The 8,317-nt window shown below is 40.5% G+C and carries 6 protein-coding genes and 1 pseudogene; 3 read left to right on the plus strand and 4 right to left on the minus strand.

Annotated features, from left to right (window positions below; translation table 11 throughout):
- Window positions 1-85: 85 nt before the first annotated feature.
- The 4 genes from ACT3QQ_RS13095 to ACT3QQ_RS13110 all read right to left on the minus strand — a co-directional run bounded on the left by ACT3QQ_RS13095 (window position 86) and on the right by ACT3QQ_RS13110 (window position 5,333).
- On the minus strand, window positions 86-1,579 hold the full coding sequence (locus ACT3QQ_RS13095; RefSeq protein ID WP_444528330.1) for an aldehyde dehydrogenase: 1,494 nt from the start codon (window positions 1,577-1,579) through the stop codon (window positions 86-88).
- Window position 1,580: 1 nt separating this feature from the next.
- Window positions 1,581-2,483: a dihydrodipicolinate synthase family protein gene (locus ACT3QQ_RS13100; protein WP_444528331.1), complete on the minus strand. Its 903-nt coding sequence runs from the start codon at window positions 2,481-2,483 to the stop codon at window positions 1,581-1,583.
- 55 nt (window positions 2,484-2,538) lie between these two features.
- The gene (locus tag ACT3QQ_RS13105) at window positions 2,539-3,882 is read right to left on the minus strand and encodes an MFS transporter (protein ID WP_444528332.1); all 1,344 of its coding nucleotides are present in this window, start codon (window positions 3,880-3,882) and stop codon (window positions 2,539-2,541) included.
- 131 nt (window positions 3,883-4,013) lie between these two features.
- Window positions 4,014-5,333: an NAD(P)/FAD-dependent oxidoreductase gene (locus ACT3QQ_RS13110; protein WP_444528333.1), complete on the minus strand. Its 1,320-nt coding sequence runs from the start codon at window positions 5,331-5,333 to the stop codon at window positions 4,014-4,016.
- Between the two features lie 203 nt (window positions 5,334-5,536).
- Here ACT3QQ_RS13110 and ACT3QQ_RS13115 point away from each other — a divergent pair, with 203 nt between their 5' ends.
- The 3 genes and pseudogenes from ACT3QQ_RS13115 to ACT3QQ_RS13125 all read left to right on the plus strand — a co-directional run bounded on the left by ACT3QQ_RS13115 (window position 5,537) and on the right by ACT3QQ_RS13125 (window position 8,093).
- Window positions 5,537-6,448 carry a DMT family transporter gene (locus ACT3QQ_RS13115; RefSeq protein WP_444528334.1) on the plus strand — a complete coding sequence of 304 codons (912 nt, stop codon included), beginning with the start codon at window positions 5,537-5,539 and terminating at the stop codon, window positions 6,446-6,448.
- A gap of 40 nt (window positions 6,449-6,488) precedes the next feature.
- Window positions 6,489-6,788 (plus strand): annotated as a pseudogene (locus tag ACT3QQ_RS13120) (DUF1698 domain-containing protein).
- Window positions 6,789-6,968: 180 nt separating this feature from the next.
- Window positions 6,969-8,093 carry a DUF1176 domain-containing protein gene (locus tag ACT3QQ_RS13125; RefSeq protein ID WP_444528335.1) on the plus strand — a complete coding sequence of 375 codons (1,125 nt, stop codon included), beginning with the start codon at window positions 6,969-6,971 and terminating at the stop codon, window positions 8,091-8,093.
- Window positions 8,094-8,317: the final 224 nt, after the last annotated feature.

The raw sequence follows: 8,317 nt of genomic DNA on the forward strand, positions 1-8,317 counted from the left end.
ATGTAATAAAATACAGTTAGCCCATACTAAGAGATGGCAATTAATTTATCAATATACCTGTAATAATAAGTATTGATAAACAACATCAATCGTCATTTAAATCAATCCAAATCGTTTTCAATTCGGTATACTGGTCATGTGCCCAAGCTGACTTATCGCGTCCACCAAAGCCGGATTCTTTGTATCCCCCAAATGGCGTAGTAATATCGCCTTCACCAAAACAATTAATCGTTACCACACCTGCACGGATGGCACGAGCGGCTTTAATGGCTTTTTTGATATTGTCACTATAAACGGCACCTGTAAGACCGTAAATCGTGTCATTGGCTAACTCTAGCGCTTCATTATCTTCAGCGAAGGTAGTAACAACCAATACCGGACCAAAAATTTCTTCTTGGAATAATTGACTGGTTGCTGAGACATTATCGACAACAGTAGGTTCCACAAAGTTATTTTCTGCTTTGCCGCCAAATTGAATGTGATGCTCACCTTGTCTGGCTATCTCCACATAGGATTTAACTTTTTCGAAGTGAGAGTCGCTAACCAAGGAACCAATTTGATTGTTTGGATCAAGTGGGTTACCTGTTTGCCACTCGCTCATGTGCTTACCAATTAAGGTCAATAGTTCATCTTTAATATCTTGGTGTACAATCAAGCGAGAAGAGGCTGAACAGTTCTCTCCCATATTCCAAAATGCGCCATTAACAATATGAGCAGCAACGTTATCTAGATTTTCCACATCTTTGAATACAACAGCAGGATTTTTACCACCGCATTCAAGAACGATACGTTTTAGGTTTGAATCAGCCGCATATCTTAGAAATAACTTGCCTGTTTGCGTAGAGCCTGTGAAACTAATCATATCGACATCCATATGGAGGCCTAAGGGTTCACCAGCTTCTTTGCCGCTACCAGAAACGATATTTAATACGCCGTCTGGTAAGCCTGCTTGTTTTGCAAGCTCAGCAACTTTTAGGGTTGTCAATGTGGTTTCTTTAGCAGGTTTTACCACAATAGAGCAACCAGAGGCTAGCGCTGGCCCAATTTTCCAAGCCAACATCAGTAGAGGGAAGTTCCAAGGTAATACAAGCCCAACCACACCAATGGGCTCACGTACAATCATGGCTACTGAATCATCATTCAACGGGGCAGTATTATCGTATATCTTATCGATTAATTCAGCATGCCATCGGATAGTATGTATAGCCTCTGGCAGATCAGTTAGCTGACATTCTGAAACAGGCTTGCCGCTATCCACACTTTCCATGACTGCCAATTCAATAATATTTTCTTCGATTAAATCAGCAAATTCCAATAACACTTTTTTGCGATCGTTAGGTGATTGTTTACACCATCTACCATCTTCAAAAGCTTCTTTGGCACTTGCAACAGCCATATCGACATCTTCTTGACCGCAAGCTGCAATTTTGGTGATTAGGTCACCCGTAGCTGGGTTAGTAGTATCAAAGGTTTTACCGGATTTAGCATCTTGAAACGAGCCATCAATGAAAGCTTGGGTTTGCAATGACAAATTATCAGCAATTTTTGTATATTCTTCTAAAGTTAGGAGATCAGACATATTATTTACCTCTAATGGCGGCAACTTCTTGCTTCAAAGTTGTCACAATTTGTTCTAACGTTTGTTTTTGCTCATCACTTAATGGCTGTAGAGGCGATCTAACACCACCAGTTTTCAACCCGTTAAGCTCACAACCATATTTGATGGTTTGGACAAACTTACCTGTTTCTAAGAAATCCATAAACGGTAGCATTGCCATCATAATGCGACGACCTTTATCAAAGTCTTTTTCTAGGACACAAGCTTCATATAAGGCAATATGTTCTTGTGGTAAAAAGTTTGAACCTGCACAAACCCAGCTACTTGCACCCCACGCGAAAAACTCTAATGCTTGGTCATCCCAACCGCACGATAATTGCAGTTTGGGATAGGTGCGAGCTAACATATGTAGTTGGTTCATATCTCCCGAGCTTGCTTTGATAGCCTCGAAGTTGTTTGAGTGCGCAAAAACGGTCTCAAAAAACTCACTGCCCATCATGACACCCATACGTCCAGGATAGTCGTATAACATAATTGGTAAATCAGCTACTTTATCTATAGCCAATGCATGAGCTGCATTTTCTGCTTCAGTTGGTAGGGCATAAGGTGGTGAACCTACTAAAATTGCATCTGCTTTAATCTCTTTGGCAACCTTCGCATATTCGATTGAATCTTCAGTACGAGTCGCACCCGTACCAATGATTAGAGCCGTTCTGTCACCGATTACATCTTTGGCAAGCTTACTCAAGGCAAAACGTTCTTCTGGAGTATGTGAATAATACTCGCCTGTCGAACCACCAATGATAATACCGTGCACTTTCGCTTCAATTAATGACTCTAAAACCTCACTAAATGCTTGATTGTCAATTTTACCGTCATTTGTTAATGGGGTAATGGCTGGTGTATAAATACCTTCAAATTTCATGATAAATCTCCTTTCCTGGTTTTGATTAAATAATAGTTACTACTTTTGATAAACATCAAGCTTGACGGCTTGGTGTTAGGGAGGTTGCTTCTTCTAAACTTAATGATTGTGTTTCAGGTGCTAAGAAATAAGAAATTGCGAGTCCAATGAAGGTTACGGCAGCTGCTACGAACATAGTGTTGCCAATACCAATGGTATCGAGTGAGATAGGTACCAACCAAGTACCAATAGCTGCACCGAACCGAGAGAATGATGCACCCATACCTACGCCTATCGAACGAATTTCTGTCGGAAATAACTCATTCGGGTATACAAACTGTAGAACTTGAGCACCACCAATAAATACTGCATATAGACCGAATAAAATTAAAATTAATATCTGTGAGCTGTCAGAAAATATACCTAATCCTAATAACGCTAATCCTGACCATAAAAAACTATGTATAACCATGGGTCGACGACCAACTATGTTGATAAGTTGAGTTGCAACAACGCAGCCAACAACGAACAACAAGGTAATTGCTACCGAACCATAAGCGGCCCAATCTCCTGTCAAGTTTAGAGCTTCAAGCACTCTTGGTGCGAAAGCATAAACCGCGAAGACAGGAATCACTGAACAAGACCAAAACATCGTAACGAAGAAGACTCGTTTTCCATAACCTGAAGCTAGAAGCTCACTTAGAGAAACCTTACGAGTAGACGGCTGTGTTTCGACATTGGCAACTGAATAGTTGTTACCGTAGACTTGTTTAATAATAATATCTGCCTCAGTGACACGTCCTTTGCTAATTAACCAACGGGGGGATTCAGGTGTACCAATACGAAAGAGAAATAATGCGATACCTAAGATAGCAGGGCTTGCTAAAACATACCGCCAAGCGTTAGGTCCAGCTTCCTTCAAAATAATATTGCCCACAATATATGCAATCGCCGCCCCTGCAAACCATAAAGTAGTTAATGCAGCTAAGCGAGGACCGCGATTTTTTTTAGGTAAGAACTCAGCTAAAATTGCACCTGCAACGGTGTATTCATAACCAACGCCAATACCAATTACAAAACGACTTAAAAACAATAGCCATTCAGAATCTATCCATAGTTGCAGAATAGAGCAAATAGTGAATATGGCTGGAGATACAAAATACAGCCTTTTTCGACCCATAAAATCAGACATCCACCCGCCGAGGAAACCACCAACAAAGATTCCAATGAGTGCTGAAGCGGCAATCATACCTTGCCAAAAACTTGTCAAATTTAGAGCGTCTGACATTGCTACCATAGCTACGCCAATGATACTCAGGACATAACCATCTAATAACCAGCCACCCCCTGTACGCAAACTTAGAATCTGATGGAAGCGATTTAACGGTGCGTCTTCAATAGACATATGAGAGCTACTCATTTTCAATTTCCTTATATGACTTCACTTTAGGTGAGCGTGTATCCATACACTTCTTGTATAAGCAAGCTCAAAATTTTGATTATTCACAAGCGAATTAAAATCGCCTAAATACCTCTAAAACAACTATTACATCAACTTTCTAAGCCAGCCTTTTTCTGATTCCACCAAAGATTGGCATTGACACCGATAGATAACAGTGGCTCAGGCAGGTTCCCGTTAGGTTTCGGCGACGTAAGTAGAGAGTCAATCATGTCGTTGTGATCGCCAGCACACCAGTCAGCAAGCAATGTACCTGTTACCGTACCTCGCGTAATACCCAATCCATTGCAACATAAAGCACCATAAACATTGGGTGCAAGCTTTCCAAAGAAGCCTTGATGATTACGAGATAAAGCGAGTGATCCGCCCCATGTATATTCAAAATCAACATTTGACAGCATTGGGAAACGGTTTTTGAACGATTGGCGATGACGATCGATAAAACGATCTAAATATTTCTGCTTGCTACGACCATCAGGATTAAAGCTAAAGCTGTTGCGTACTAAGATACGATTGTCGTGAGTACGGCGTAGTGTTGTACCAAATGGATCGGCGGGAATAAGACCCCAGAAATCCTTACCTCCCATCGATTTTTGCTCATCTGTGGTTAAAGGACGAGTGAGGCTGGCATAAGTGAAAATAGGTAGCATAGTCCCTTGTAAGAAACCAAATCGCATACCAAAGGCATTGTTAGCTAGAATTAAATTGTCGGTGATTATTTTGCCATTGGCATGACCTAGGGTAATTTTTTCACCGTAATTCACTTCCGTGATTGGGGTGTTTTCATATAAGGTGACGTTGCTTGGTAGGGTATCTGCTAACCCTTTCACCAGTGCAGAGGGTTGAATAAGGATAGTACCTGGTGTGAATAATCCTTGTTTATAAAAGGATGTACCAATATGCTCAGATAAATCTTTACCACTAATAGTTTCATAGGATTGTCCTAGCTTATCGAGTCCTCTTTGATAAGCTTCAAGAATAGCAATACCTCGACCCTCTACAGCAGCTTGATATTTACCAGATTCACGCATTTGACAGTCGATTTCATGTTCATCGACAATAGATTTTAAGATTTGTTGACCAGTAAGATTTAATTTTAGGGCCATATTCGCGGTATGCAGATCACCGATATAGTCATCCGCACCAATATCATGTGGCAAATCAATCGCGAAACCTGCATTACGACCAGCCGTCCCAAACCCAGCTTCTTGTGCTTCCACAAGTACAATCTCTTCGTTGGGAAAGTTTTTGGCCATCTCACGAGCAGCAGCTAAACCTGTATAACCTGCACCTATAATCACCCAACGAGCCCGACTTGTTCCAGAATGGGCAGGATTGGCAGCGCGCTTTTTACTTAAATGATACCAACCACAAGTTTTATCATCAGATGGCAATGAGCTTACTTTAATCATCACAAATTCCTTTTTATGCTGTTATTGACACTAGATTAGTGGTCAATAACAGATCACTAGCAACTATTTACAAGAAAATATATCTAGCAAAATAGTAATTTCTTTCCGTGTATACAGAATGTATAATACTATTATAATAACTTAATACAATTAAAGTAAGTTTTTGTAACTAACTTTTTCAGCCTGAAGGAAGGGTAATTTCTATGGATAGAATATTTGAAGTAAGTAAAGCAGGGCACAGCCAAATACTCATCGGCTCATTACAAGTGATAGCTGCTGGGGTCTGTTGGGGTACGCTTGGGATTTTTTCAACACAGCTAGGCAAACTTGGTTTTACTAGCTTTGAGATCACTACGCTAAGGGTCGTGACGGCAGGAGTTCTACTATTAATCTTAGTTCCAAGACTAATATCGAACTTTAAAAACCTTACCGTTAAAGAGTGGACTAGCCTTGCTCTACAGTCGCTTATAGGCGTACTGGGGATGACGCTATGTTATTTCTTTACGGTGCAATATGTAGGAGTGAGTATGGCAGTAGCACTGCTATATACAGCACCTGTTTTTAGTTTGATATTCGCAAAGATTATTTTGGGTGAAACAATCTCCTTAAAGTCTGCGCTATTAGCAGGTGTTGCAGTCGTCGGTGTAGCATGCTTGATGCTAGGTGATAAAATTAGTTTGAATGTTGGTATTTTGGTCGGTTTACTCTCTGGGTTGTGTTATTCGCTCTACGGCATATTGGGCAAGAAAGCTATATCTTATAACCATCCAGCAAACTTGGTGCTTTTCAGCTCAGCAGCTTTTAGTGGTTTTATCCTATTGCTTTTACCACAGACCTATCATACCTATAGCACTTTAGTAAGCTTACCGAACTCTGCGATCCTATTTGTATTAGGATTAAGCGTGATTGGCACGATAGCGCCATTTTTTTTGTATATGACAGCGCTAAAAAAACTATCTGCAACCAAGGCATCTGTTTTTACCATTGTTGAACCCTTAACTGCAATTATGCTTGCAACACTGCTATTAAACCAATCTTTAAAACCCTTACAAATGCTAGGCGTTGGTTTGATTGTGCTTGCGACTTTAATAAATGCGATATGGGCAAAATCTTAGTCTGAAATTTTGATTAACTCTATATATAAAACGGAAAAGAATGAATGATATTAGTAGTCGCATTAAGATTATTTACCACCGTCAATCACTGTTTAAGCATTTGAAAACGCTCAAGGGTCAACTAGTCAAAAGCGGTGAATTGGTGCTTGAAACCTTGGTTATTTGAGTTGATTCCGATACCGTATTAATGCCGCACGACCGTTGTAATCAAACGAACAACGTATACTTTTTATCATCAGTGTTAGCATTGGTTGATCGGCTAGAAAAAGCAGGGGGTTCAGAGATGTACTGCGTTGGTGTGGCTGCAATCTCGACTGAAAAGCGGTATAAAACAGAATGAATGACATGTGTTAGCAGATTTTTTAGATACTGATAATGCCCGTAACGACTATTACAAAAAAATAATTTTTCAAAATGTAGTAGGGTAGATAGCAGTTAGGATGAACAGTCGCCAAAATAAATGGCAGTCGTCATAGATGTTAGATAAAAAAAACTGTAATTAAAACAAGAGTGAGAGATTATGAAAAAAATAATAGCTTTGATGACGATTGGTCTATTTTCGATACCCGCTTTGGCGGCAGACGCTTATGGCGATCCATTTGAAGGCTGGGGCTTCGTCAAAGATGATTGGCAAGTGATCTGTGATAACACGCTAACCTGCCGAGCAGTGGGGTATGCAGATGAAGGCCAAATGGCGACCCCTGCCTCTATTTTATTGACCGCTATACCAAAAGTGGGCCTGCCAATGGGTCGAATACAGTTTTTACCAGAGGTTTCAGAACAAAGCCAAGATAACGTTGCGCTTTGGCTGAATGGTAAAGACTATGGTCGCTTGCAACCAAGTTCTGATGGCTCTATATATAATTTAACCGCTGAGCAAACTAAACAGCTTATCAACCACGCTCGCCTGAATACTAAAATAGAGATAAAAGCGGGTAGCGACAGTTGGACAGTCAGTGACAAGGGTATGGGGGCTGTGCTACTCAAGCTGGATGAGGTACAAGGAAGAGTGGGCACACCAATCGCATTGGTAAGTAAAAGCAGTGTGCGAAAACAAACACCCAAATCTGCCAAGCAAAAACCTGTGATCAACAGAGCCTCTGTTTATACCGAAGCAGACCACAAACAGCTGGGCTCATCGAAGTTGGCCTACTTTCAAGCGAATATAGACAAGTGGATAAACATTGATGATAAGCAGTTTGTAGGGTCTGAAGATACGACAGGAAGCTGTGAGCTGGTTAATCCAAAAACTGAAATATACCAACGGATGTCCAAGTATGGCTCTAATATGCTTCGTTGGGACTTTACTACTATCGATGCAACACATACGCTTGCCAGTCATATGTGTTGGCAAGGTGCTTATAACGCAGCTAACGGTTATTGGGTAATCGATCACAACAAGCCAAGCCAACCAACATTGATTACCACATCAGGTAATGATTATTCTGATGGTGAGATTTCGGCTAATCATAAAGATAGAGGAGTGGGAGATTGTTGGAATAGCAAAACATGGGTGTGGAATGGTACAACCTTCGCAAAAATGACAGATTTTAGTACGGGCATGTGTCGAGGATTTTCTGGTGGTGCGTGGGATTTACCAACCTATGTTAGCGATGTCATAAATAATGATAGCAAAACTCATTAATAATAAAGAGTAGTAAACCTTCTACCATGTCAAAATTGATCGACCAATAACTTAAAACAACCTAATTCTACATGCATTATGGACTGAACGGTAATGGTCGGACAAAAAGCTATTGGCACTCGTCAGTCGTGTGCGGATATTATAAGGTCATTTACTAGGAAAGCTGCTAACAATAGGGTTCTATCTGAATATTAAAACACAATTAGACGCTGTGACTTTAAAGG

It is taken from the genome of Psychrobacter sp. AOP7-A1-24 (assembly GCF_052376235.1).
Lineage (GTDB): Bacteria > Pseudomonadota > Gammaproteobacteria > Pseudomonadales > Moraxellaceae > Psychrobacter.